Raw genomic sequence first — 23,557 nt, 5'->3', positions numbered from 1 at the left:
CCTGGCGCTCTTGGCGTCCCTGGCGGTTAACCCGCTTTTATTTTTCTTCTTTCAGGAGCCGACCATGGAAAATCTGAAGCAGACCATCGAGGGGGCATTCGAGCGCCGCGCGGAGATCACCCCCGATAACGTGGACCCCGAAACCTTCAAGGCCGTGGAGGAAGCCCTGGGCCTGCTCGACAGCGGTGAGGCCCGCGTCGCCGAAAAGCGGGACGGCGAATGGGTGGTCAATGAGTGGCTCAAGAAGGCCGTGCTGGTGTCCTTCCGTATCCATGGCAACCGCGTCATGCGCGGCGGCGAGACCCATTATTACGACAAGGTGCCGCTGAAGTACGCCGAATACGGTCAGAGCGACTTCGAGTCCCAGGGCGCCCGCGTGGTGCCGCCCGCCGCCGTGCGCCGGGGCACCTTCATCGCACCCTCCGCCGTGCTCATGCCCTCTTATTGCAACATCGGCGCCTACGTGGACGAGGGCACCATGGTGGACACCTGGGCCACGGTGGGCTCCTGCGCGCAGATCGGCAAGAACGTGCACATCTCCGGCGGCGCCGGCATCGGCGGCGTCCTCGAGCCCCTGCAGGCCAATCCGGTGATCATCGAGGACGAGGTATTCATCGGCGCCCGCTCCGAGGTGGCCGAGGGCGTCATCGTAGAGGAGGGCTCCGTGCTGTCCATGGGCGTCTACCTCGGCCAGTCCACCCGCATCCTCAACCGCGAGACCGGCGAGGTCATCAAGGGCCGCGTTCCGGCCAACTCCGTGGTGGTCCCCGGAACCCTGCCCGCTTCCGACGGTACCCACAGCCTGTACTGCGCAGTGATCGTCAAGCAGGTGGATGCGGGCACCCGGGCCAAGACCTCCGTAAACGAGCTGCTGCGGGACGTCTGAGGTGACTGGAGCGGCTACACGGCTCACCCGGGAGCTGATCGCCGTCCCCTCCGTCACCCCGGACGGAGGGGACGGGCAGGCGCCCTTACGGGAGCGGCTCCGGCCGCTCGGCTTCCGCCTGGAGAACATGGGTGAAGGCGATGTCGCCAATCTCTACGCCCGATTCGGTGACCAGGGGCCGGTGGTGGCCTTCGCCGGCCACACGGACGTGGTCCCCACAGGGGACGAAACGGCCTGGAGCCATGCTCCCTTCTCTCCCACCGCCTCGGGAACCTATTTATACGGGCGCGGGGCCGCGGACATGAAGGGCTCCCTGGCGGCCTTCACCGTGGCCGTGGAGCGTTTCCTGGACCGTCATCCGGAGCCCAATGGCTCCATCGCGCTGCTGATCACCGGGGACGAGGAAGGGCCCGCAACCCACGGTACCCCGGTCATGGTGCGCCGCTTGGCCGAGCGCGGAGAGATGCCCGATTATTGTCTGGTGGGAGAGCCCTCTTGCAATGAGCGGCTCGGCGACACGGTGAAAAATGGTCGCCGTGGATCCCTGACCGGAGAGCTGGTGATTCTGGGCGTCCAGGGCCACGTGGCTTACCCGCACAAGGCGGAGAACCCCGTGCACCGCGCTCTCCCTGCCCTGCAGGAGCTTGTTGACACGGAGTGGGACGCCGGCAACGCCTATTTCCCGCCCACCAGCTTCCAGATCCCCAATATCCGCGCCGGGACCGGCGCCCACAACGTCATTCCCGGAACCCTGGACGTGCAGTTCAACTTCCGTTATTCCACGGAGCGCACCAGGGATGACCTCAAGGCCCAAATCCAGGAGATCCTGGACCGCCACGGTCTGCGCTACGACCTGCACTGGCACGAGAACGGCGATCCCTTTCTCACCGAGCCCGGCCCGCTGGTGAACGCGCTCACCGAGAGCATCCGCACGGTGACGGGGCTCGATACCCACCTTTCCACCGCCGGCGGCACCAGTGATGGCCGATTCATCGCCCCGCACGGTGTGCAGGTGGCGGAATTCGGCCCGCTCAACGACACCATCCACCAGGTGGACGAGCGGGTGGCCATGGCAGATTTGGAACGGCTAGCGGAGATCTACGAGGGGGTGTTGGAGCGGCTGCTCGGAAAGGCATGAAGGGAATTGAAAATATCCAGGCGCCGACCCTATCCTGAAATGGTAGGCGACCTGCTTCTGGCAGGCGCTTCCGAGGCAAGCATCCCCGCCCGAGCCCCACTGGACCGGCGGGAAGCAAAAGCGCATGAACGGTTATTCACATTAACGGCCCCCAGGGTTTAGCGGGCCTTCCATCCCGGGAGGAACCCTAATGCCGGAGAAAATGAAGGCCGCCGTATTCGTAGAGCCCGGACGCATCGTGCTCGACGAGAAACCGGTCCCGGAGATCGGGCCCAATGATGCCCTCCTCCGCATCACCACCACGACCATCTGCGGCACGGATATCCACATCCTGAAGGGCGAATATCCGGTCGATCAGGGCCTGACCATCGGCCACGAGCCGGTGGGCATCATCGAGGCGGTGGGGAGCAACGTGGCGGGCTACGAGCCCGGTCAGCGGGTGATCGCCGGGGCCATCTGCCCTACCGGCTGGTCCTATGCCTCCCTGGACGGGCTCCACGCCCAGGACGGCGGAACCTGCGCCCACGGCCTGAAACCGCTGGGCGGATGGCGCTTCGGAAACACCATCGACGGCTGCCAGGCCGAATACGTGCGGGTCCCCGACGCTCTGGCCAATCTGGCGCCGGTCCCCGAGGGGCTTTCCGACGAGCAGGTTCTTATGTGCCCGGACATCATGTCCACGGGCTTCGCGGGGGCCGAGAGCGCCAACCTCCGGATCGGTGACACGGTTGCGGTGTTCGCCCAGGGCCCTATCGGCCTGTGCGCCACCGCCGGCGCCAAGCTACGGGGAGCGACCAATATCATTGCGGTGGAGACCGTTCCGGAGCGCAAGGAAATGGCCCTCCGTATGGGGGCGGACCACGTGGTGGACTTCAGCCAAGTGGATCCCGTCGACGAGATCCATCGCATCACCGAGGGCCGGGGCGTGGATGCCGCCATCGAGGCATTGGGCCTTCAGGAGACCTTCGAGGCGGCGCTCCGGGCGCTCAAGCCGGGAGGTACGCTGTCAAGCCTCGGCGTATACTCCGGGGACCTGAAGGTGCCCCTGGACGCCTTCCATGCGGGCCTCGGCGACCACAAGATCGTCACCTCCCTGTGCCCCGGCGGCAAGGAGCGCATGCGCCGGCTGATGAATGTCATCGAGGGCGACCGCGTGGACCTGAAGCCCCTGGTGACCCACCGCTACAGCCTCGATGAAATCGAGACCGCCTACGACCTGTTCGGCCACCAGCGGGAGGGCGTGCTCAAGGTGGCGATCACTCCCTGAGGGCCCCCGCTTATCCCTCCAGCAGAAGCTCCAGGGCCTGCTCAATCCGGCGCACTGGCTGCAGCTCCAGGCCCGGATTGTCCAGGTCCTCGGCGCTTCCGGCGGGGATCACCGCCCGCTTGAAGCCGAGCTTGGCGGCTTCCTTCAACCGGTCTTCGATGCGCCCCACCGCGCGCACCTCGCCGGCCAAGCCCACCTCCCCCAGGATGATGGTCCGCTCCGGCAGGGCCCGGGAACGCAAGCTGGAAACCAGCGCCGCCGCAACGGCCAGGTCCGCGGCCGGCTCGGACAGATCCACTCCGCCGACGACGTTGATGAACACGTCCTGATCGAACAGGGCCACCCCCGCGTGGCGGTAGAGCACCGCCAGCAGCAGCGAGAGCCGGTCGCGCTCCACGCCGATGGCCACGCGCCGCGGCTGGGTGAGCGGGCTTTCCGCCACCAGCGCCTGGAGCTCCACCAGTAGTGGCCGTGTGCCCTCCTGGCTCGCTACCACGGCGGCGCCGGGAACCGGCTCCTCATGCTCGGAGAGGAAAAGCGCGGAAGGATTGGTCACCGGCTCCAGTCCACCGCCGGTCATACGGAAAACCCCCAGCTCATTCACCGAGCCGAAGCGGTTCTTCATGGCCCGAACCAGCCGGTACTGACCGCCCTGCTCCCCCTCGAAGTAAAGCACCGTGTCGACCATGTGCTCCAGCACCCGCGGCCCCGCCAGGGCGCCCTCCTTGGTCACGTGGCCCACCAGGCAGAGGATCGTTCCGGTTTGCTTGGCGTAGCGCACCAAGCGCGCCGCGCACTCCCGCACCTGGGCCACGGAGCCGGGTGCGGATTGAAGGCCCGCGTCCGCCACCGTCTGCACCGAATCAACGATGGCCAGCTCGGCCTCCTGTTCCTGGAGGCGCCCGAGGATGGTGTCCAGGTCGGTTTCCGCGAGCAGCTGCAAGGGACTGTCCATCACCCCGAGGCGATCAGCCCGCTGCGCCACCTGGGCGGAGGATTCCTCGCCGGTGACATAGAGTACGCGATGTCCCGACGCGAGGGCGGAAGCCATCTGGAGCTGCAGGGTAGATTTACCCACCCCGGGCTCGCCACCGATGAGGATCACCGCGCCGGGCACCAGCCCCCCGCCAAGCGCCCGGTCCAGCTCGCCGATTCCGGTGGGCAGACGGGCCTCGCCGCCGGGCCGTACCTCCGGAAGCGGGGTGGGCCGACCGCCGTGCAGGCCGCTTCCCAGCGGTTTCTCCTCACCCTGAAGCGCAGGGGCCTCCTCGGTCAGGGCATCCCAGGCACCGCACTCCGGGCACTTGCCGAACCACTTGGCGTGCTGGGCACCGCATTCCGTGCAGGCGAAGACGGTCTTGGGTCGCTTGGCCATGGACTGGCCGTCTCCTTGTTAGCGGGGCATTACCCTCCGGGGCCGGCGGCCTCGCCCCCGGCCTATAATCCGCCGGTGGGGACGCTGCCCGCGAGGTACTTGAGGTCCTCATCGAAGAAGCGCAGGCCCAGGCCGATGAAGGGCGATCTGTACTCTTCGGAGAAAGCGTTGTGGATCCCGCCCTCCAGCAGGAGGTGATCGTCCAGGAAGGCGTAACGGGCCATGAACCGCGACTGGGGCCCCTCGAACTCGGTACCGCTGTTGTCGCCGCCGAAGTCCCAAAAATCGGCGGAAAGCTCCAGGGACCGGGCCGGATAATAGCTCATGCCGAGACCGCCGGTGGACTGGAAAAGCCCGATCCGGCCGGAGAGGCCGTATTCGGGCCAGGTCTTGCCGAACATGAAGGTAAACTTGAAATCGCTGCCGAATTCTTTCTTCTGGCCGAACAGAGGATCGCCGGGTTCGGCGTCATCGGCGTCCGCCGCCAGGCCGTCGGAGGTTACGCCGGCCAGGTAGTAGCGCGTGGGCCGGGTCTGCAGCCGCACATTGAAATCGGACTTGGAGGTCTCCTGCTCGGTGAGGTAACGGGTGTCCAGAGAGATGGAGGTCTGGAGGCGCTGCACCCGCTGGCTGTATTCGCCGAGCCCGGCCACCGCCGATTCCAGCTGTCTGCCCACCTCCTTGTCGCTGACAAGCTTGCCGAGCGCTCCTTCGCCCTCGTTGATCTTGGTGGTGATCTCCTCGAGGTTCCCGCTGATCTCCGAAAGGTCGGCGTAGACCTTGTCCTCCTTGTAGAGCTTGCCGATGGTTCCCTCTCCTTGACGGATATTGCCCGTTATCTCCGCCAGGTTGTCGGCGCTCTCGCTGAGCTTGGCCACCAGCTTGCGCAGGTCCTCCCTGTTATTTTCCAGGATGCGGTTGGCATTCTTCGCCGTGCTCCGGAAATCGGCCACCATGGGCGGCAGATCCTGCTTGAGGGTCTTGGTGATACCGCGTACGTTGGCCACCACCTTGCGGATGTCCTCCCGGTTCTCCGCGGCCATCCCGCGCAGATCGGCTGCGAGCTGATTGACGTTGTCCAGGATTCCCTGCAGCTTCTGCTCGCCTTCGTCGTTGCCGAATACATTCCGGAGGGTTTCCGTGACCTCTTTCACGTCCTCGCCCACGGCCCCGAAGGTACGCATCAGGTCATCCAGGTCCCGGGCCCGCGACTCCTCGGGGATATCGGCGCCCTCGGGCAGATACTCCCGGCCCCGCTCCCCACTCTGCGCCACCGTGGTCATCCCGTTCCCGGACCGGGCCCCCTCTTTGCCCTTCCCCTCTTTTCCGGGACCGGATTCGTCCCGTTCTTCCTCGGGATAGGTGAGGATCACGTACTTGTCCCCCACCAGTCCGGAACCGCCGATAAGCGCCCGGGTGCCCTTGGGCAGGCGGACGTCCGGGCGGAGCAGCAGCTCCACCTTGGCCTTGCCGTTGGCCAGGCGGATCTCCCCCACCTCGCCGATCTCCACACCCGCCATGCGCACCGGCGCCTGCTCCTTGAGGCCCTGCACATCGGAGAAGGTGGCCGTGAAGTGCTGCCGTTCCGGAGCGCCGATTGGCTGCATATCGCCGATGAGAAACGTCCCGAGCCCCAACAGGACCAGGGTGGCGACGATGAAGAGACCGACCTTTTGCTCGGTTCCGAACATGCGTTTTCCTTACGCCCCGTTGGTGATGGGACCGTGGGCCCGGCCATGCACGAATTGGGACACCACGGGGTGATCGGTTGTACGGACTTCCTCTGGGGTTCCGGTGAAGATCAGGCGCCCCTTGTAGAGCATGCTGATGCGGTCGGCGATCTTGTAGGCGCTGGGCATGTCATGGGTAATGACCAGCCCGGAAGTGTGCGTCTTCTCGCGAAGGTAGATGATCAGCTCGTTGATGACGTCGCTGGTGATGGGGTCCAGCCCGGTGGTGGGCTCATCATACAGCATGAGCTTGGGCCCGCTGGCCAGGGCGCGGGCCAATCCCACCCGCTTGCGCATGCCCCCGGACAGCTGTGCCGGATCCCGCTTCTCGATGCCGGGAAGGCCCACCCACTCCAGCACCTCCGCCACCCGTTCGCGGATCGCCTTGCGCTTCATGAGCTTGAGCTGCTCCAGCTCGAAGGCCACGTTCTCTCCCACATTCATGCTGTCGAACAGGGCGGCGTCCTGGAACAGCATGCCGATCTCGCGGACGATCTTGGAGCGCACGTCCCCGTTCGCTCCCACCACCTCCCGACCACGGAAGCGCACCGAGCCGGCATCCGGCTCCAGCAAACCCAGCACGGTTTTCAGCAGCACCGACTTCCCGGTGCCGCTGCCGCCGATGACGGCATGGGTCTCCCCCTCCTGCAGAACGAGGTCGCCGCCCTCCCAGACCACGAAGTCGCCGAAGGCCTTGCGCATACCGCGGATCTCGAGGATCGGCTCCGTCATGTTCAGACCACCAGATAGGTGATGAAGTAGTTTGCGGCCAGGATCAGGGTAGCGGCACTGACCACGGCGCGCGTGGTGGCACCGCCCACGCCGCGCGCGCCGCCCTTGGTGGTGAAGCCTTCATAGCTGGCCACGAAAGCGATGATCCCACCGAACACCGTGGCCTTGATAAGGCCCGAGTAAAAGTCCCAGAGCTCCATGAAATCGAACATGCTGTCCCAATACACCACGGGATTGGCGCCGAGCACGCCCACGCTCAGGGCATAGCTCGCCCACATGCCCACGAAGTCGCCGATGGTCACCAAAAGGGGCAGCGCGATCACCCCGGCCCAGAAGCGGGGCACGATCAGATAGCGGACCGGGTCGGCGGACAGCGCGTACAGGGCGTCGATCTGCTGCGTGACGCGCATGGTGCCCAGCTCGGCGGCCATGGCCGCGCCGGCGCGCCCCGCCACCATGAGGCCCACCAGCACCGGCCCCAGCTCACGCACGATGGAGTAGCCCACTACCGTTCCCGTCATACTCTCGGCACCGAAGCGGGCGAACCCGCTGAATATCTGCAGGGCCAGAACCATGCCCGTGAAGGCGGAGGTTAGTAGCACCACCGGCAGCGAGTTGATGCCGATGAACTCCAGCTGGTAGATCAGATTGCGCAGATACAGGGGCCGGCTGAAGGTGAACAGCAGGGTGCGGACGAAGAGCAGGACCGCTTCCCCCCAGCGGCCCAGGTAGAACAGGGCCCACCCACCGATCTTGCCCAGGACCGCCGAGATCACTGGGTAACCCGCCGCAACCGGTTGCGCAGGCCGCACAGGATCTCGTAGGGAATGGTGCCCGCCCCGCGGGCCAGGATTTCCGCCGGTACACCGGGGCCCAGAAGCTCCACGAGGGAATCCTCTCCTTCCTCCGGCAGGGAACTGAGATCGACGAAGGTCATGTCCATACAGACGCGCCCCAGGGTCCGGGTGGGCTTGTCCCCCACGCGCACCGGAGTGCCGGTCTCCAGATGGCGCGGATAGCCATCGCCATACCCGAGGGGCACCACGCCCACCCGCACGGGCTCCTCCGCCTGGAACCCGGTGCCGTACCCCAGCCACTGCCCGGGCTCGAGATGGCGCACGGCGATGACACGGGATTCCAGGTGCAGAACCGGCTCCAGGCCGAGCTCCGCACCGCTCCGACCTTCCAGCGGCGATGCGCCGAACAGCATCAGCCCCGGACGTACCCAGTCCATGTGGGAATGCGGCAGGGCCAGAAGGGCGGCGGAATTGGCCAGGGAAAGGGGGCACCCATCCGGCAGCATCGCGGCCACCCGTCGCAGACAGTCGATCTGCCCAGCATTATAGGGATCATCGGGGGTGTCCGCGCGGGCCATGTGGCTCAGCAGCCCGTACCAGGCCACTCCGGGCGAGCGGGCGAGCCGTTCGGCGTGCAGGGGCGCCTCCCGCGGTGAGACGCCGAGCCGATGCATGCCGCTATCCACCTTGAGGAAACAGGGGATGGGCGCCGCCTCGGTGCCCTCTTCCAGCACCGCTTCGATCTGCTCCGGATGGTGAAGCACCAGGCCCAGGTCGAGCGCCTGGACCGCCCGCAGCTCATCGGGATGGAAGAAGCCCTCCAAAATGAAAACCGGGCACCGGATACCCGCCTCCCGGAGCCGGATGCCCTCCTCGATACAGGCCACTCCGAAGGCGTGGGCGCCGCTTTCCTCCAGGACACCGGCGGCCCATTCCAGGCCGTGTCCGTACGCGTCCGCCTTGACGATGGTCATGATCCGGGAGTCGGACGCCTGCCGCTGGGCCACCTTCAGGTTGTGGGCGAGTGCGCGGGCGGAAACCCGGACCCGGGAAGGCCTGCCCACGTCACAGGTCCTCGGCGAGCTCAGGCCCCGCGTAATTCTCGAAGCGGGTGTATTCATTAAGGAAGGTGAGCCGGACCTTGCCGGTGGGCCCGTTCCGCTGCTTGCCGATAATCAGCTCGGCAATCCCCTTTGTTTCCGGATTGTCGGGATGATAGACCTCATCCCGGTAGATGAACATGATGACATCCGCATCCTGCTCGATGGCGCCGGATTCGCGGAGGTCGGACATCATGGGCCGCTTGTCCTGGCGCTGCTCCAGGCCGCGATTAAGCTGGGAGAGCGCGATCACCGGGACGTCCAGCTCCCGGGCCAGGGCCTTGAGGGACCGGGAGATCTGCGAGATCTCCGTGGCTCGGTTCTCGGCGTCCGAGGAGCCCTGCATGAGCTGCAGGTAATCGACGATGACCAGGCCGAGACCGTGCTCCCGCTTCAGCCGGCGGCAGCGGGCCCGCATCTCCATGGGGCCGAGTCCGGGCGTATCGTCGATGAACAGGGGGGCCTCGGAGAGCTCGCCCACGGCCTTGGTGAGCTTGGGCCAGTCGTCGTCGTGGAGGTTGCCGTTGCGCATCTTGTGGGCATCGATGCGGGCTCGGGAGGAAAGCAGCCGCATGGTGAGCTGCTCGCGCGGCATCTCCAGGCTGAAGATGGCCACCGGGGCATCGCCGCGCACGCAGACGGATTCGGCCATGTTCATGACGAAGGAGGTCTTCCCCATGCTGGGGCGGCCGGCGATGATGATGAGGTCCGAAGCCTGGAGTCCGGAGGTCTTGTCGTCGAGATCGTCGAAGCCGGTGGTGAGGCCGGTTATGGGGTCATCGCGCTGGAACAGCTCGTCCAGCCGCTCGACGCTCTCGCGCAGCAGCTCCCGGAGGGGGGAGAAGCCCCCGCGGCGCTGATTGGACTGGTCCGCAATGCGGAAGATGCGCTGTTCGGCGGTATCCAGGATCTCGGCGACGGAGTGGTCGCCGGGATGGAAGGCGCTCTCGGATATATCTCCCGCCACCTGGATCAGGGAGCGAAGCACCGCCCGTTCGCGGACGGCATTCGCGTAATGGATGATGTTGGCGGTGGTGGGGGTGTTGTTGGCCAGTGTCGCCAGATAGGCGGTACCGCCGGACTCCTCCAGCTTGCCCTGCCGCTCCAGAACCTCCGCCACGGTGACGATGTCCGCGGGCCGGTTCTGGTCCACCAGCTGGCCCACGGCATCGAATATAAGCTGGTGATCGTGGCGATAGAAGGCATCGGTGCTGAGTACGTCCGCCACCCGGTCCCAGGCATTCTCGTCGAGCAGCAAACCGCCCAGGACCGACTGCTCCGCCTCCACGGAATGGGGCGGGACTTTCAGCTCATCGGTATTCAGCACACCCGAAATACCCCGTTTCCGCGCTCCCTGCCGGAGCCTGAAGGCCCCTGGCGAGGGAGAGGATGCGCCGACTTCAGATGCCGGCTATGGAGACCGTGATGGTAACAGTAACATCCGGATGCAGCCGCACGTGCACCTCGTGGTCCCCGACCTCCTTCATGGGCCCTTGCGGAAGCAGAATCATGCCTCGCTCCACATCGAACCCCTGCTCCTTGAGGGCATCGGCGATGTCGGCATTGGACACGGAGCCGAAGAGCCGCCCGGCCTCGGCCACCCGCCGATCCAGCTGGATGGTGGTGCCTTCGATCTGATTCCCCATGGTTCGGTAGTGATGCAGCAGCTCCGCCTGACGTGCCTCGAATGCCTTGCGCTGGGCCTCGAAGCGCTTCTTGTTCGCTTCGGTGGCCGGCAGGGCCTTCTCCTTGGGGACCAGATAGTTCCGGGCATAGCCCGGAGCCACCTTGACCACTTCGCCAAGGCCTCCCAGATTCTCCACCTTCTCCAGCAGGATGACCTCCATCATATCCTCCTTATTCGGAAGTCCAGGATCCCGGGTCAGGCGGACCCGGCACCCTTGAGCTTGTTTCGGAAATCGGCCCATACGTCCGCCAGCCCAAGCAGGGCGACGGCCAGCGTCAATTGCACGAACAGGCCCACCAAGATATAGAACACCACCAGCCAGCCCTGCCCCCAGCCGAAAGCCAAGCGGGCGCTGTGCACCACCGCCAGCCCCTGGCCGAGGAACAGCATGGCCACCGCGAGCAGACCGTTCGCCGCCCAGTAGCCGATGGCGCCACCCGCGCCCAGCCAGGCGACAACGCCCAGGGCGATCATCGGCCAGACCGAGGCGTCCGGAAGACGGAAGGCGCGCAGGCTATCGGCCACATCCGGGTTCTCGCCGATGCGGGCGGCCAGGGCGAGACCGCCCAGAAGATTCGCCCACCAAGTGATCAGGACCCCGGCCCCGATCACCCCCGGCAGGAAGCGCCCCAGGACCGGGATCACATTGGCGTGCAGCTCACCCATGACTCGCTGGGCCTGATCCTCGGGCAGGCCGCGGGAATCGACCCAGTTCTCGAGTACCCCGGTAACCCAGTCCGCCACCAGTGCCTGGGGGCTCCCCTCGACGGCGAGGACCCAGATGCCGAGCCCCGAAAGGACCAGGAGCGTCTGGACAAGCCCCACCTGGGCGAACACGGGGCCCCGACGCAGCATCACAGCGGCGATGCCCACGGGGAGCCAGAAGGCGGCCAGCCAGAAAAGCGGCAGCAGCAGGCTCTGCGTGGCCAGACCCACCAGGGCCCCGGCGAGCAGGCCCACTTCCAGCACGCCGCGCCCGCCCACGTGCCAGCCGATGACCACGGCCGGGACCGCGGCCACGAGCCCGATCAATCCCCCCAGCAGGGGGAGCAGGGTCGCCACCAGGAAAAGGCCGGCGGTAATCACCGCCGCCGGCAGCCGACCCCCGAGGATGAGCTGGGCGAGCTTGGTCACGCCCTTAGCGGACAGTAAACGGGATCAGAGCGATGGCGCGGGCGCGCTTGATGGCCTTGGCCAGCATGCGCTGATGGCGGCTGCAGGTTCCCGTAATACGGCTCGGCACGATCTTGCCCTGGTCGGTAATATTGTTCTCCAGGGTACGAACGTCCTTGTAGTCGATCTCGTTCACACCGTCCACGCAGAACCGGCAGACCTTACGACGACGAAAGCTCGGGCGCATTTCCTATGCTCCTATTCCTGACAATCATTCATTCGGGTTCGTTGGGAGGCCCGTTCAGGGGGCTCAGGGTCGTGGCATGCAGCTCGAAGCGCCCGTACATGGGCTCCTCGCCACGCCACCGACGGACACGCTGTCCCAGAACCCCTTCCACGCGGCAGGCGCCTCCGGCGGCCAGCCCCTTGGCCTGGCCGCTCAGGGCCTCCCCGAGGGCAACCACGGTTATCCGGCATTGCACGACCCGCTTCATCTCGGCGATGACGACCCGGGAGCTGTGCTCCAGCTCGAAGCGGGTCAGCGGCAGGCCCGCGGGTGTCCAGCGCGTCTCCGCCCCGGGCAGCACTGTGCCCTCCAGGCAGATCCGGTTTTCGGGCTCGGACATCCCGCCGCCACGCCCCGGTATTACTCGGAAACCTCGGCGGATTCCGGAGACTCGGGCTCCGCTTCGGGCTGCTCCTCACTGGGCTGCGGACGCTCGGACTGGCCACGCTCCCCGCCGCCGGACCCCTTGTCCTTCTCCTTCAGCGACTTGTAGATGGGGGTGGACTCGGTCTCGGCCCGGTCCTTGCGCACCACCATGTGCCGGAGAATGGCGTCGTTGAAGCGGAAGGCCTCGGCCATCTCGTCCACTTCCGCCGTGTCGCACTCGACGTTCAGCAGGACGTAGTGGCCCTTGTGCACCTTGTTGATGGGATAGGCGAGCTTGCGCCGGCCCCAGTCCTCCTCGCGGTGGACGGTCCCCCCGTTCTGGGTGAGCATGCCCTTGTACTTCTCGACGAGGGGCGGGACCTGATCGCTCTGGTCAGGATGGACGATGAACAGGATCTCGTAATGGGTCACGACTTCCTCTCCTTACGGATAAAGCCCTACCGACCCCGGCAGAGCAAGGATGGAAAACGCGTTATTGTAGGCCCTAGCGGCGCATCCGCCAAGTCCCGGCTACAACCGGGTTCTTGCCTGGCCGCTTGAAGCCGCATTCCTGATTCGGCACGGGCGTCATATCATCATCCCGGTTAGGCGTTCCCCGGATCCATGGGACGGCCCGGGAATCGCCGCGCCGACGACGGAGCGCCCCGCCGGTCTAGCGCCCCGGGCCCCTTGCGGACCCCTCCCGCATGGCCATCCAGCTCCTGTACAGGGCAATCGCCCCCCACCCCAAGCCCGATAACAGGAATGCAGCGCCGAGGGCATGGGCCACCCCGGCCAGTGCCTGGTCCCAGGAAAGCAGATCCAACCGGCTCAAGAGGTTATGCCAATCGTGGAGCCAGGGGCGGTCCTGGCCGGTTCCCCCGCCGATCAAGGGCAGGGACATCCTGCGCGCATCGTGGATATAGGGACCAACGTCCATGAGGCTCTGCCCGGCCCACCAAAGCCCCACGGCCACGCCGAAGGGATGCAGCCGCACCAGGAAGGCGGCGGCGACGATGAGCGGCACCAGGACCTGGAACAAAGAGCCGCCGAGGATGGTCATGAAGCGGCCCAAGGGCCGGAACAGGACATGGCCGGCCTCATGGAAAGGCAGGTTGATCTGATGCATGAAGGAGCGGCCGATGGCGTTCGTCGCCGGGTCCAGGGTGATGAAATGGAGCCCCCAGACTGCAAGGGCGATCCAGACAGCCGCCCGGCCTGCGAGAATCAATCCATCGGGAGCTTCCTCCTCCGGCAGGAGCGTGGCGGCGATCCGCAGGCGCAGCGCCCCGCCGTCATCGCGCGGCGGCAGATCACGGCCGCAGCCCGGACACATCCAGGGCGGACTGGGGTCGGTGGCCTTGCGCCGTTTTCCGCAGTTGGTACAGGTTCGCGCGTAGGCCCGCCGGGAATCCGGCCTATGGGACATGAGCTATCCCCCCTTGTATTGGAAGCCATCTCCGACCCGACCAGGGCTTATAACGCGAAGGCGATTTGCGTGGAAGGGATATTGCGCGCTTCCCGGCTCGACCCGCCGGGCTTGCGCCCCTTTAATCCCGCTGTCGTACCGCCTCGAACAAAACGATTCCCGTGGCCACCGAGACATTCAGGCTGGTTACCTGGCCGGCCATGGGTATGGCGTAGAGGGCGTCGCACTTCTTGGCGGTGAGGTCGCGCATGCCCTCCCCCTCCGCGCCCAGCACCCACCCGATGGCCCCGGTACACTCCGCGCTGTACCAGGGCTCCGCGGCCCGATCCGAGGTGCCGAGAAGGAAGATGCCCCGCTCCTTGAGGGCGTCCATGGCGCGCGCCAGGTTGGGTACCACGGCCACCGGCACGGTCTCCGCCGCGCCGGTGGCCACCTTGCGGGCGGTAGCGTTCACCGGCGCGCAGCGGTCCCGGGGCGCCACCACGGCATGAACCCCGGCGGCATCGGCGGTGCGCAGGCAGGCACCAAGATTGCGGGGATCGGTGACCCCGTCCAGGAGCAGGAGCAGAGGCGCTTCGGTGAGCGTCTCCAGGTGGTCGTGCAGGTCCCGCTCGCCCCACAGGGCCACCGGCTCCACGCGCCCCACCACCCCCTGGTGCCGCCCGCCCCCGGCGCGCCGGTCCAGGTCCTCGCGCGGGACATGACGTACCCGGATACCCCGCTTCCTGGCCTCGCCCTCCACCCGGGCAAGACGCTTGCCGTGGAAATCCCTTGCGATGCGCACCTCAGCCAGGGCGGTCCCCGCCTCCAGGGCCGCCATGACACTGTGAATGCCGAAGAGATGGTCCTCGGGATCGCTCATAGCATGGGGCTCAAGGTGCGGGCCAGGCCCTCGAGACTGCTCTTCCAGGCGGGCCGGTGGCGATAGTCCTCCAGGGTGACGCGCCCCGCCGTGTGCAGCTCGTCCTCGAAGAGCATGGAGAGGTGGTTGATGGGGCCCTGATCCTTCAGGATCACGTTGAGCTCGTAATTAAGATAGAAGGAACGGGCGTCCAGGTTGGCGGAGCCCACCGTGGCCCAACGGCCGTCCACGGTCACCTGCTTGCCGTGCACCATTCCCTGCTGGCTGCGGTAGATCTCCACGCCGGCTTCGAGCAGCTCCTCGTAGAAGGAGTTGCTGGCCGCGGCCACCATGGGGTGGTTGTTGTGGCGCGGCACCAGCATCCGCACCCGGACGCCCCGTCGGGCGGCGCTGCCTAGCGCCATCTGCATGCTCTGGTCGGGGACGTAGTAAGGGGTGACCACCTGAATCCAGTCCTGGGCGGAGGTGATGGCGTTGAATATGGTCTCGTGAAAGGCCCGCCAGTACTGGCCCGGTCCCGACGGGAGAACGCGCGCCACGCTAGGCCCGTCCGCCTGCATACGGGGATAGAAGCGCGGTGCCACCAGCGCGGATCCCGTCACGTAATGCCAGTCCTTGGCGAAAATGGAAGCGATCTGCCGGGTGACGGGCCCATCGGCCCGCAGATGGAGATCCTTCCACAGCCGCGGTCCCTCCCGGCCCCGGTAATCGTCGCCGATATTGATGCCGCCGGTGTAGGCCACCTTGCCGTCCAGCACCACGATCTTCCGGTGGTTACGGAGATTCGCGCCGAGGATGGTGGAAGGCGACAGCAAGGGCGCGAAAGCACGTACCCAGCCGCCCGCGCGGCGCAGGGGACGGAGCAGCCAGCCGGCCGTGGGAGCCCCCCAGGCGTCATATAGGACCCGAACCTCCACGCCCTCCTCGACCTTTTCCGTCAGGAGGTCCCGCAGCCACATCCCGGTGCTGTCGTTGGCCCACAAGTAATAGGCCAGATGGATGTGGTCGCGGGCGGCGCGTATATCGGCCTCCAGGCGGGCGTATTTCTCCTCGCCGTGCCCGAAGACCTCCACCTCGTTGCCAGTGGAATTGGGATAGTCCTGCAGCACGGAGCGGCGGGAATCGGAGCCAAGAGTGGATTCCGCCGCCTCTTCGGACATCCCGCCGAGCTGGGGCGGCAGGGTTCGCATGAACTGTCGGTCCCGCTGCACCCGCCGGCCGGCCACCCGGCGGACGCGGTAGCCCCCGAAAATCAGATAGGCCGGGCCCGCCACCCAGGGCACGAACACCACGGCCAGAAGCCAGCCGAACGGGGACTGGGTCTCCTCCCGGGAGGACAGGATGAGGAGGATGAAGACTCCGGTCAGCACATGCCCGACAATGGCATACAGCTCGGCCCGGAAACCGTAGCCCATCCAATCCCACATGGGCCCTACCCTTTCGGCGGCCTGCTAGTCGTCCGCGGTGGAGGGCTCGGCCTCCTCCTGGTGGGCACCCATCTCCGCGGGACTCTTCACCAGCCCCAGATCGATCTTCAGATCGTCCACGTCCACCCGGGCAACCTTGACCCGGAGGGGATCGCCGAGCTGGTAGATGCGACCGGTGCGCTCACCGCGCAGCAGATGATGGACAGGGTCGAAGTGGTAGTAGTCGTCCTCGAGGTTGGTGATGTGTACCAGCCCCTCCACGTAGACCCCGGTCAGCTCGGCGAAGACGCCGAAGCCGGTGACGCCGGCGATCACCGCGTCGTACTCCTCGCCCAGGTGCTCCTGCATGTACTGGCACTTGAGCCAGTCCACGGTCTCCCGCTCCGCCAGCTCGGAGCGACGCTCGGTGGCGGAGGTGTGCTCGCCGATCTCGGCCAGATTGGCCTTGAAGGCCTCCTTCTTGCCCTCCTTGACCCGGCGTCCGGCGAGGATGTCCTTGATGCGCCGGTGCACCACCAGATCGGGATACCGGCGGATGGGCGAGGTGAAGTGGGTGTAATGATCATAGGAGAGTCCGAAGTGGCCCTGATTGTCGGGCCGGTACTGGGCCTGCTGCATGGAGCGCAGCATGACGGTCTCGATCAGGTGGCCGTCCCTGCGGCCGCGGGCTTCCTCCAGCACGCGTCCGAAGGACTTGGGCGTTGGCGGGTCCTCCGGCCCCAGGTCCAGACCGATGGTCTTCAGAAAGTCGCGCAGGTTCTCCAGCTTCTCTTCGGCGGGCGGCTCGTGGACCCGGAAAAGCGCCGGTTCCTTTTTGTCGGCGAACAGGCGCGCGGCGCTCTCGTTGGCCGCCAGCATGCATTCCTCGATGAGCCGGTGGGCATCGCGCCGCTCATAGGGGACGATCATCTCGATCTGGTTGTTCTCGCCGAAGACGATCTGCGTCTCCAGGCCCTCGAACTCGATGGCGCCGCGCTCGACCCGCGCCTTGTGCAGGGTCCGGTAGAGCTCGTAGAGAGTCTCAAGCTGCGGCAGCAGGTGGGAATACTCCTCGCGAACCGCCTCGTCGCCGTCCTCCATCATGGCCGCCACCTGGGAATAGGTGAGTCGCGCATGGGAGTGCATGACCGCCTCGAAGAACCGGTACTGATCCACCTCGCCGTCGCTGGTGACGTGCATCTCGCAGGCGAGCGTCAGCCGGTCGACGCCGGGGTTCAGGGAGCAGATGCCGTTGGATAGCGCCTCGGGCAGCATGGGCACCACCCGCTGCGGGAAGTAGGTGGAGTTGCCCCGGTGGTAGCCCTCCTTGTCCAGCGACGCGTTCGGCTTCACATAGCTGGAGACGTCGGCGATGGCCACGATCAGGCGGAATCCGTCCCCCGCACGCTCGGCGAATACGGCATCGTCGAAGTCCCGCGCATCGGCACCGTCGATGGTCACCAGGGGCAGGGCCCGCAGGTCCTCCCGGTCACCGATATCCTCGGGGGAAACACTCTGGGGAACCTTTTCCGCCTCGGTCAGCACCTCGTCCGGCCAGGTGTGGGGAATGCCATGCTTGCGCATGACGATCTCCACCTCCACCTCCGGTGTCAGGTGCTCGCCGACGATCTCGATCACCCTTCCGGTGGGCTGCTTCTTGGGGGTGGGATAATGGATGATCTCCAGGCTGACGATCTCGCCCAGCTTGGCGCCGCCGTCCTCCCCGGGGGGAACGAGGATATTCTGGGTCAGGCGCTTCTCATCCGGCACCACGAAGTGAATGCCGTCCTCTTCGTCGAGGCGCCCCACAACACGCTCCTGGCCCCGCTCCACGATGCGTACCACGGCCCCCTCGGGCCGGCCGCGCTTGTCGAAGCCCACCAGGCGGGCCACCACCCGGTCGCCGTGCATGACCTGGCGCATTTCCCGCGGGGACAAAAAGAGATCCTTCTGGTCCCGGTCCTCGGGAACCAGGAAGCCGAAGCCGTCCGGATGGGCGGTCACCTTCCCGCGCACCAGATCCATGCGCTCCGGGAGGCCGTACAGATTGCGGCGGGTGCGGATTAGCTGCCCGTCGCGCTCCATGGCCCGCAGACGGCGGTTCAAGGCGGTCCGCTGCTCCTCGTCCTCCATCTCCAGGCCGTTGGCGACGAACTCCTCGTCCACCGGGGCATTAGTATGCTCCCGGAGGAAATCGAGTATGAATTCGCGGCTCGGGATCGGCCGCTCGTAGCGCTCCGCTTCCCGATCTCGCTGGGGATCGTCTTCGAAATTGGCCATTGACCCAACCTTGTGCGGTGTTGTTTAATTAGCCGCCTCTCGCCGAGGTGGCGGAACTGGTAGACGCGCTAGATTCAGGATCTAGTGGGGTTTTCCCCCGTGCCGGTTCGACTCCGGCCCTCGGCACCAGACCGAAAGCATGAAGCCCCGCGGAAACGCGGGGCTTTTTCGTTCATGCCCTTCAGGTCAGCCACCGAATGGGTCTTCCAGCACGATGGTCTCGTCCCGCTCCGGACCGGTGGAGATCATCACGATCGGCACACCGGTCAGCTCGGCAAGGCGGTCAAGGTAGTCGGTAGCCGCCTGGGGAAGCGCCTCGCGGGAACATACCCCGGAGGTGGATTCGCTCCAGCCAGGCAGGTCCTCGTAAACCGGCTCGCATTCGGACAGGGCCTCCGCGCCCACCGGCGGGGTCAAGCTCACCTTGCCGTTCCACCGGTAACCGGTGCAGACGCGGATCCGGTCCAGCCCGTCCAGTACATCCAGTTTGGTCACACACAGCTGATGGACGCCATTGACCACGACCGAACGGCGCAGGGCCACGGCGTCGAACCAGCCGCAACGGCGCGCCCGGCCGGTGGTGGCGCCGAACTCCCCGCCGCGGGAGGCCATGTGCTCGGCGTCCTCGTCGTCCAGCTCGGTGGGGAAGGGTCCGGAGCCCACGCGCGTGGTATAGGCCTTGGTCACCCCCACCACGGTCCCAAGCGCGCTCGGCCCCACCCCCGCCCCGGGGCTGGCGCCGCCGGCCACCGTATTGGACGACGTCACGTAAGGATAAGTGCCATGGTCGACGTCGAGCCAGGTTCCCTGGGCGCCCTCGAACAGGATCCGCTTTCCGGCGCCGCGGTGGCCGTTCAACCGTTCCACAGTATCATCGACGAAGGGTGCTAAGCGCTCGGCGAGCGCCACCAGCCGGTCGAGGGTTTCCTGGAAATCCACCGACTGCGCGCGGAAATAGTGCTCAAGGATGAAATTGTAGTAGTCCAGGGCCTCGCCCAGCTTGGCGGCCAGAACCTCGCGGTGGAACAGATCCGCCACCCGGATGGCGCGCCGGGCCACCTTGTCCTCGTAGGCGGGCCCGATACCCCGGCCGGTGGTGCCGATCTTCTGGCTGCCTCGGGCCCGTTCCCGGGCATGGTCCAGCAGGTGGTGGTGGGGAAGGATTAGCGGGCAGGCGTTGGAGATGAACAGGCGCCCCTTGACCGACTGCCCGGCCTGCTCCAGACGGTCCACTTCCTCCAGGAAAGCCTCGGGCTCGAGAACCACCCCGTTGCCGATCAGGCATTCCACGCCGGGGTGCAGGATCCCGGAAGGAATCAGGTGGAGAACCGTCTTCTCCCCGCCGATGACCAGGGTATGGCCGGCGTTGTGCCCCCCCTGGAAGCGGACCACCACATCGGCTTGCTCGGTGAGGAGATCGACGATCTTGCCTTTCCCCTCGTCCCCCCACTGGGTTCCTACGACCAGCACATTCCTATCCATGCCTTTTCGCTTTCCGGTTATTCGTCTGCTTGCGGCTCGACGGGCTTGGTGCGCCACCCTTGCCCCTCGTCGTGCACCAGGATCTGGGCACAGCCGAGCCGGCGCGCTTCGGCCTGAAAATCCGCCTCCGAAAGGCCCTCCAGGGCCTGCACCACGCGGACCCCCTGGGCACGCAGGCTCTGGATCGCCCGCTGTAGCGCATCCGGCCCTTCCGCGGGGGCGAGCACGCCGGCGGGAGCCGCTCCCTCCCGGGGCATCAGATCGGCCAGCAGCTTGAGGTCACCGCTTATCCCGGTGGCCGGGCGACTGCGGCCGAAAGCGCCGCCGATGCCGTCGTAGCGGCCGCCGTAGAAAACAGCCTCTCCCTGGCCACTCACGTAGGCGGAGAACACCGGACCGGTATGGTAGTCATAGCCCCGCACCTCGCCCAGATCGAAGCTCAGGTGGTCGCCCAGATCCCGCCGGTGCAGATGTTCCACCAGGACCTCCAGCCCGTCCAGGGCCTGGGCGGCCTCGGTGTTCACCGCGCACGAACGGGCCTCGTCGAGGACCTCCATGCCGCCGTGAAGGGTGGGAAGGACCTCCAGGGCCCGCCGGACGTCGGCGTCGGCACCGAGCTCTTCCAGGGTTTCCCCCAGGGCCTCCCGGTCCTTGCGCCGGACGGCGTCCCGCAGTCGCGCCTCGCTGTCCGCGTCGGCGTCCAGCGCTTTTACCAGCGCCCGATACAGGCCCACGTGACCAAGGTCCAGGGTGAAGTCGCGGATGCCCACCTCGCTGAGGGTGGCGGCCATCAGGCCGATCACCTCGGCATCGGCGGTGGGTCCCGCCACTCCGAACACCTCGGCGCCTATCTGCAGGGGGGCGCGGGAGCGTCCGTAGTTGTCCGGATGGGCACGCAGGACGCTGCCTGCGTAGCACAGCCGACGGGGCCCCTCGCCTTCCAGGCGGTTGGCGTCCACTCTGGCCACCTGCGGGGTCATGTCCGCGCGGAAGCCCATGAGATGGCCGCTGGCCTGGTCCACCACCTTCATGGTGCGTAGGCTGAGATCGCCCCCCACCCCGGTCAGCAGGGAATCGAGGAATTCCACCTCGGGCGGCATGATGAGGGCATAGCCCCACCGATGGTACAGGTCCAGCACGCGCCGGCGGAGCCCTTCGATGGCCTCGGCCCGTTCGGGAAGGACGTCTTCGATCCCCTGTGGGAGGAGCCAGCGGTTCATTTCCCAGATCATTCCTTTTCTTCGGTCTCATCGGCCCGGATCGGCGGGCCCGCTGCAGCTGTATTTCGGCAAGGGCACATGGCCGGCCCCTCCCGCCCGTTCGGGCCGGGAGGAGGGTACAGGAGGAGGTCGGTCTCCATCCAGAAAAACAACGCAATCAACCGAGACAGGGGCCCTGCCCTATCCCGAATAGACAGTGTGCCTTGCTCAGGCCGCGTATTGAAGGCGCAAACGAAACCACGCCAGAAAATCGGTGTCAATCGCCGCCCGGCCGGAGGGACTGGATGCGGGCGGAAAGCCGCTCGTGAAGCTGGTCCTGTCCGGCGGGGAGCCGGTCAAGGGCCTTGCCATAGACCTCCCGGGCCTCCTCGCGCTTGCCCCGACTCTCCAGCGCCTGGCCCAGGCCGAGCAGGAGCCGCCACCGGGACCCCTTGCGGGTCAGCCCGTGGCGGTAGATGGTAGCGGCTTCCTCGAATCGTCCCAATTCCCGATACAGCCTGCCGACGAGGGCGTAAAGCTCCGCCCGGTCCTGCTCGCCCAGAGCCTCGGTGAGGATCGGGGCACCACTGGCACGTTGCTCGTCAGTTCCTTTCCGAATCAGGAAATGGGCCAGGTTGCGGGCCAGACGAACGTTGCCGGGATGCTCGGCCACGCCGTCCAGCAAACCGTCCACCGCCTCGCTTTTTCGCCCGGAGCGCCAGCGGGCCAGGGCCAGGTTATTCATGACGTCCGGGCTTCCGGGGTCCAGGCGCAGGGCCTCCCGCAGCCGGCTGCGCGCCTCCGCGTAGCGCCCCGCCTCCAGGGCCTGGTATCCGGAGCGGGCCAGGGCGGAGGCCCGCCGGCGTTTGCGCACCTCATCCGGAACCTCCACTTGAACCGAAGCCCGGGACGGGTCTTGCTCCGCGCCCGGAGCGCCGGTGGCAGCGGTCTCCCGGGGGAGCGGTTCGGCATTCGGGTTGACGGCGATTTTCGGGGGTATGTCCGGGCTTTCCTTGAGCATGGGCCTGCGCAGGGCCTCCGCCCCCTCGGCCGCGCCGGAGCGGTCCCGTTCGGAGGCCTCCGGAGGCGGGGCCGTGGCCCCGGACTCCGGCGCCGCGGCCATGGGGGGCTCGGGAATGGGCTTCGGAGAAACGGGCTTTTCCCGGTGGGCCACCTGCCCCGCAGCCGGGCCCGGGCCGGTATCCCCCTCGTCTTCCCGCGGGGTGGCGGGTTTCCGGGTCTCCCCCTTTCGCTGCTGTACGGCGGGCTCCGTGGCACCCGGGCCCTCCGCGGCGGGCGCCGGTGCACGGCGCGCCTGCATGCTCGTCCACCACCAGACGCCGACACCGGAGACCCCACCCGCCAGAAAAGCGGCCAGAATCCACCCGGCAAGATGGCCCTGTCCGGGCCTGTGCCGCCGCGCGGGCTGGAGGTGCGGCGGCAGGTTCCGCATCCGGCTGGAAGCGGGCTCACGGTCCAGTTTCCGGAGGACTTCATTGATGAGACTCATGCCGGACCCGTGAAACCGGCGCCCTTCAGGATCATGTGCCCCGTCGCCAGCACCGGCGCCCCCCACGCCCCGGCGATGGGCAGCCAGCGTACCCGGCGGGCGGATTCCGTATCCCGAATGGCGGCGCGAACGTGGCGGCGCCGAACCTGCGGCTCCCCATCACCGTAGGCCGCGAGCAGGGATTTGTGGGCGAGTATGTTCACCAGCCGGAGGATGCCCTGGCTGCCCCGGTACAGGGTGGAAACCGCATTGGGCCGGAACACCTGGCCACCATTGTATCCCGCCACCCGCATGCGGTGCTCCAGATAACCGCTAAGATCCTCGCGCCCGAGCGGGAACAGGCGGTAGGTATAGACGATCCGCTGCCGGAGCTGGCGGATAGTGGGCTCCCGAAGCCGAACATCCAGCTCCGGCTGGCCCATGAGCACGATGCGTAGCAGCTTCGCCTTCTCGGTTTCCAGGTTGGACAGCAGCCGAAGCTGCTCCAGGGTTTCCAGGGGAAGAGCCTGGGCCTCGTCCAGCAGCAGGACCACCGGGCGCCCCTGCTCCCAGGTCTCCAGCATGAGCGTCTTGATGGCCTCCACCAGCTCCGTCTGGCTGCGGTTTCCGGGCTCGATGCCGAGCTCGTGGGCCAGGGCCCGTACCAGCTCCTCGCCCCGCAGCACGGGATCCAGGATGTAGGCGGTCTTGGCTTCGCCCTCGATGGCCTGCAGGAACTGCCGGCAGAGGGTGGTCTTTCCGGTTCCCACCTCCCCCACCACCTTGATGAAGCCCTCCCCTGAGCGCACCCCGTAGACGAGCGTGTTCAACGCTTCCTGCCGGATACGGTCGTTAAAGAAGAACTCGGTATCCGGAGTGAGGGCGAAGGGCTCGCTGCTTAGCCCGAAAAAGTTGTTATACAAGACTTCCCCC

Annotated in this window: 22 protein-coding genes and 1 tRNA gene; 4 read left to right on the top strand and 19 right to left on the bottom strand. The window is 66.7% G+C overall.

Going from position 1 to position 23,557, the window contains the following annotated elements:
- The first annotated feature begins 64 nt into the window (after positions 1-64).
- The 3 genes from dapD to ACERLL_RS16045 all read left to right on the top strand — a co-directional run bounded on the left by dapD (position 65) and on the right by ACERLL_RS16045 (position 3,291).
- The gene (gene dapD / locus ACERLL_RS16055; protein ID WP_373657119.1) at positions 65-886 is read left to right on the top strand and encodes a 2,3,4,5-tetrahydropyridine-2,6-dicarboxylate N-succinyltransferase; all 822 of its coding nucleotides are present in this window, start codon (positions 65-67) and stop codon (positions 884-886) included.
- A gap of 1 nt (position 887) precedes the next feature.
- A complete protein-coding gene (gene dapE, locus ACERLL_RS16050; protein WP_373657118.1) occupies positions 888-2,024 on the top strand; it encodes a succinyl-diaminopimelate desuccinylase in 1,137 nt (378 codons plus the stop codon).
- A 190-nt stretch (positions 2,025-2,214) separates the two neighbouring features.
- Positions 2,215-3,291, top strand: a complete 1,077-nt coding sequence (locus ACERLL_RS16045; RefSeq protein ID WP_373657117.1) for an NAD(P)-dependent alcohol dehydrogenase — start codon at positions 2,215-2,217, stop codon at positions 3,289-3,291.
- Between the two features lie 10 nt (positions 3,292-3,301).
- On the opposite strand, the gene radA is transcribed toward ACERLL_RS16045, so the two are convergent.
- The 15 genes from radA to rnr form a co-directional block, all read right to left on the bottom strand.
- Positions 3,302-4,666: a DNA repair protein RadA gene (gene radA, locus ACERLL_RS16040; protein ID WP_373657116.1), complete on the bottom strand. Its 1,365-nt coding sequence runs from the start codon at positions 4,664-4,666 to the stop codon at positions 3,302-3,304.
- 62 nt (positions 4,667-4,728) lie between these two features.
- Positions 4,729-6,357, bottom strand: a complete 1,629-nt coding sequence (locus tag ACERLL_RS16035; RefSeq protein WP_373657115.1) for an MlaD family protein — start codon at positions 6,355-6,357, stop codon at positions 4,729-4,731.
- 9 nt (positions 6,358-6,366) lie between these two features.
- Entirely contained in the window at positions 6,367-7,128 is a 762-nt protein-coding gene (locus tag ACERLL_RS16030; protein ID WP_373657114.1) for an ABC transporter ATP-binding protein, read from the bottom strand.
- A 2-nt stretch (positions 7,129-7,130) separates the two neighbouring features.
- Positions 7,131-7,904 (bottom strand): MlaE family ABC transporter permease, encoded by a 774-nt coding sequence (locus ACERLL_RS16025; protein WP_373657113.1) that lies wholly within the window; start codon positions 7,902-7,904, stop codon positions 7,131-7,133.
- Positions 7,901-8,989: an alanine racemase gene (alr, locus tag ACERLL_RS16020; protein ID WP_373657112.1), complete on the bottom strand. Its 1,089-nt coding sequence runs from the start codon at positions 8,987-8,989 to the stop codon at positions 7,901-7,903. Before alr ends, ACERLL_RS16025 begins: the two co-directional genes overlap by 4 nt.
- 1 nt (position 8,990) lies before the next feature.
- Positions 8,991-10,352, bottom strand: coding sequence for a replicative DNA helicase (dnaB, locus tag ACERLL_RS16015; RefSeq protein WP_373657111.1), 1,362 nt, complete (start codon positions 10,350-10,352; stop codon positions 8,991-8,993).
- A 73-nt stretch (positions 10,353-10,425) separates the two neighbouring features.
- Positions 10,426-10,872 carry a 50S ribosomal protein L9 gene (gene rplI / locus ACERLL_RS16010; RefSeq protein WP_373657110.1) on the bottom strand — a complete coding sequence of 149 codons (447 nt, stop codon included), beginning with the start codon at positions 10,870-10,872 and terminating at the stop codon, positions 10,426-10,428.
- 35 nt (positions 10,873-10,907) lie between these two features.
- Complete coding sequence (locus ACERLL_RS16005) at positions 10,908-11,846, bottom strand: DUF2232 domain-containing protein (protein ID WP_373657109.1); 939 nt, start codon at positions 11,844-11,846, stop codon at positions 10,908-10,910.
- Positions 11,847-11,850: 4 nt separating this feature from the next.
- On the bottom strand, positions 11,851-12,072 hold the full coding sequence (gene rpsR / locus ACERLL_RS16000) for a 30S ribosomal protein S18 (RefSeq protein ID WP_373657108.1): 222 nt from the start codon (positions 12,070-12,072) through the stop codon (positions 11,851-11,853).
- A gap of 28 nt (positions 12,073-12,100) precedes the next feature.
- Entirely contained in the window at positions 12,101-12,451 is a 351-nt protein-coding gene (locus ACERLL_RS15995; protein WP_373657107.1) for a single-stranded DNA-binding protein, read from the bottom strand.
- A gap of 20 nt (positions 12,452-12,471) precedes the next feature.
- Complete coding sequence (rpsF, locus tag ACERLL_RS15990; protein ID WP_373657106.1) at positions 12,472-12,909, bottom strand: 30S ribosomal protein S6; 438 nt, start codon at positions 12,907-12,909, stop codon at positions 12,472-12,474.
- A 241-nt stretch (positions 12,910-13,150) separates the two neighbouring features.
- Entirely contained in the window at positions 13,151-13,906 is a 756-nt protein-coding gene (locus ACERLL_RS15985) for a zinc ribbon domain-containing protein (RefSeq protein WP_373657105.1), read from the bottom strand.
- A 121-nt stretch (positions 13,907-14,027) separates the two neighbouring features.
- Positions 14,028-14,768 carry a 23S rRNA (guanosine(2251)-2'-O)-methyltransferase RlmB gene (gene rlmB / locus ACERLL_RS15980; RefSeq protein WP_373657104.1) on the bottom strand — a complete coding sequence of 247 codons (741 nt, stop codon included), beginning with the start codon at positions 14,766-14,768 and terminating at the stop codon, positions 14,028-14,030.
- Positions 14,765-16,195, bottom strand: coding sequence for a cardiolipin synthase (gene cls, locus ACERLL_RS15975; RefSeq protein ID WP_373657103.1), 1,431 nt, complete (start codon positions 16,193-16,195; stop codon positions 14,765-14,767). Before cls ends, rlmB begins: the two co-directional genes overlap by 4 nt.
- A 24-nt stretch (positions 16,196-16,219) precedes the next feature.
- Positions 16,220-18,454, bottom strand: coding sequence for a ribonuclease R (gene rnr, locus ACERLL_RS15970; protein ID WP_373657102.1), 2,235 nt, complete (start codon positions 18,452-18,454; stop codon positions 16,220-16,222).
- A gap of 41 nt (positions 18,455-18,495) precedes the next feature.
- Between rnr and ACERLL_RS15965 the strand changes: the two genes are divergently transcribed.
- Positions 18,496-18,583: transfer RNA gene (locus tag ACERLL_RS15965), tRNA-Leu, on the top strand.
- A 57-nt stretch (positions 18,584-18,640) separates the two neighbouring features.
- On the opposite strand, the gene ACERLL_RS15960 is transcribed toward ACERLL_RS15965, so the two are convergent.
- The 4 genes from ACERLL_RS15960 to ACERLL_RS15945 form a co-directional block, all read right to left on the bottom strand.
- A complete protein-coding gene (locus ACERLL_RS15960) occupies positions 18,641-19,936 on the bottom strand; it encodes an adenylosuccinate synthase (protein WP_373657101.1) in 1,296 nt (431 codons plus the stop codon).
- Between the two features lie 17 nt (positions 19,937-19,953).
- Positions 19,954-21,168, bottom strand: a complete 1,215-nt coding sequence (locus tag ACERLL_RS15955; protein WP_373657100.1) for an ATP phosphoribosyltransferase regulatory subunit — start codon at positions 21,166-21,168, stop codon at positions 19,954-19,956.
- Between the two features lie 244 nt (positions 21,169-21,412).
- Positions 21,413-22,645, bottom strand: coding sequence for a tetratricopeptide repeat protein (locus ACERLL_RS15950; protein WP_373657099.1), 1,233 nt, complete (start codon positions 22,643-22,645; stop codon positions 21,413-21,415).
- Positions 22,642-23,547 carry an ExeA family protein gene (locus ACERLL_RS15945; protein WP_373657098.1) on the bottom strand — a complete coding sequence of 302 codons (906 nt, stop codon included), beginning with the start codon at positions 23,545-23,547 and terminating at the stop codon, positions 22,642-22,644. Before ACERLL_RS15945 ends, ACERLL_RS15950 begins: the two co-directional genes overlap by 4 nt.
- Positions 23,548-23,557 lie beyond the last annotated feature (10 nt).

This window comes from Thiohalorhabdus sp. Cl-TMA (assembly GCF_041821045.1).
Lineage (GTDB): Bacteria > Pseudomonadota > Gammaproteobacteria > Thiohalorhabdales > Thiohalorhabdaceae > Thiohalorhabdus > Thiohalorhabdus methylotropha.
This window is presented reverse-complemented; position numbering and strand designations above follow the sequence as displayed.

Bases quoted from the DNA above. Each gene is read 5' to 3' on its own strand.
- dapD (WP_373657119.1), top strand. From the start codon at position 65: ATGGAAAATCTGAAGCAGACCATCGAGGGGGCATTCGAGCGCCGCGCG.
- ACERLL_RS16045 (WP_373657117.1), top strand. From the start codon at position 2,215: ATGCCGGAGAAAATGAAGGCCGCCGTATTCGTAGAGCCCGGACGCATC.
- radA (WP_373657116.1), bottom strand. From the start codon at position 4,666: ATGGCCAAGCGACCCAAGACCGTCTTCGCCTGCACGGAATGCGGTGCC.
- ACERLL_RS16035 (WP_373657115.1), bottom strand. From the start codon at position 6,357: ATGTTCGGAACCGAGCAAAAGGTCGGTCTCTTCATCGTCGCCACCCTG.
- ACERLL_RS16030 (WP_373657114.1), bottom strand. From the start codon at position 7,128: ATGACGGAGCCGATCCTCGAGATCCGCGGTATGCGCAAGGCCTTCGGC.
- rplI (WP_373657110.1), bottom strand. From the start codon at position 10,872: ATGGAGGTCATCCTGCTGGAGAAGGTGGAGAATCTGGGAGGCCTTGGC.
- rpsR (WP_373657108.1), bottom strand. From the start codon at position 12,072: ATGCGCCCGAGCTTTCGTCGTCGTAAGGTCTGCCGGTTCTGCGTGGAC.
- ACERLL_RS15995 (WP_373657107.1), bottom strand. From the start codon at position 12,451: ATGTCCGAGCCCGAAAACCGGATCTGCCTGGAGGGCACAGTGCTGCCC.
- ACERLL_RS15985 (WP_373657105.1), bottom strand. From the start codon at position 13,906: ATGTCCCATAGGCCGGATTCCCGGCGGGCCTACGCGCGAACCTGTACC.
- rlmB (WP_373657104.1), bottom strand. From the start codon at position 14,768: ATGAGCGATCCCGAGGACCATCTCTTCGGCATTCACAGTGTCATGGCG.
- cls (WP_373657103.1), bottom strand. From the start codon at position 16,195: ATGTGGGATTGGATGGGCTACGGTTTCCGGGCCGAGCTGTATGCCATT.
- rnr (WP_373657102.1), bottom strand. From the start codon at position 18,454: ATGGCCAATTTCGAAGACGATCCCCAGCGAGATCGGGAAGCGGAGCGC.
- ACERLL_RS15960 (WP_373657101.1), bottom strand. From the start codon at position 19,936: ATGGATAGGAATGTGCTGGTCGTAGGAACCCAGTGGGGGGACGAGGGG.
- ACERLL_RS15955 (WP_373657100.1), bottom strand. From the start codon at position 21,168: ATGATCTGGGAAATGAACCGCTGGCTCCTCCCACAGGGGATCGAAGAC.
- ACERLL_RS15950 (WP_373657099.1), bottom strand. From the start codon at position 22,645: ATGAGTCTCATCAATGAAGTCCTCCGGAAACTGGACCGTGAGCCCGCT.